The sequence below is a fragment of the Mycolicibacter sinensis genome (genome assembly GCF_001673565.1).
Lineage (GTDB): Bacteria > Actinomycetota > Actinomycetes > Mycobacteriales > Mycobacteriaceae > Mycobacterium > Mycobacterium sinense_C.
Genome location: NZ_LZMF01000003.1, coordinates 1 through 821, shown reverse-complemented (window position 1 = coordinate 821; position 821 = coordinate 1). Strand labels below are relative to the sequence as shown.

The 821-nt window shown below is 69.7% G+C and carries 1 protein-coding gene; it reads right to left on the bottom strand.

Translation table 11 applies throughout. The features are described 5' to 3' along the window. On the bottom strand, nt 1-821 hold an 821-nt coding region (locus A5648_RS00020; RefSeq protein ID WP_165607277.1), incomplete at both ends, for an AMP-binding protein.

Here is an 821-nt window from a genome sequence, read left to right as displayed (position 1 = left end):
GATCAGCCGCACATCGTGGGCCGAAACATTGTGGGTGGCAAGGACCGCCGCGCGGATGGCCTCGACGGCGCCGCTGAGGTCGGAGTTCAGCGACGCGCGGTTCACCTCCTGCACGATCACCAGCTGCTCGTCGGCGCGCGGGTTCGGTTTGACCGTGAACACCGCGGTGCGGCCCGGCATCAGTGCCGGGTCACTGCCGCCCACGGTGTCCTCGATGTCGTTGGGGTAGTACTTGATGTCGCGGATCGTGATCAGGTCGTTCCACCGACCGGTCACGAATAGCTCACCCGCGCAGACGAATCCGAGGTCGCCGGTGCGCAGGAACGGGCCCTCGCCGGTGTCGGCCAGCGTCGCACCGAAGGTGCGTTCGGTCTCCTCGGGCCGCCCCCAGTAGCCCTGGGCGATGCTGGGCCCGGACACCCAGATCTCGCCCACTTCCTCAGGGCCGCGGCGCAACCGGGTCTCGGAGTCAACGATCAGGACTTGCTGGCTCTCCGCCTTGGCGCCGCAGGCCACCAGGGGCACCGCCCCGGCGGTGTCGGCAGCCACCTCGACGACCCGCTCCTCGCTGAGCGCGGTCCGGTCGATGTGCCGGACCACCGGCACCGGTGACTCGGACATGCCCGTCACACCCAGGGTTGCCTCGGCCAGCCCGTACGCGGGAATAAAGGCCTCGGGCCGGAACCCGGCCGGCGCGAACGCCTCGGCGAAGGACTGCAGCGTCTCGGCGCTGATCGGCTCGGCGCCGATCACTGCGATCGACAAGCTCGACAGGTCCAGCGCGGCACGCTGCTCTGCGGTGGTGCGTTTGACGCAGGCTT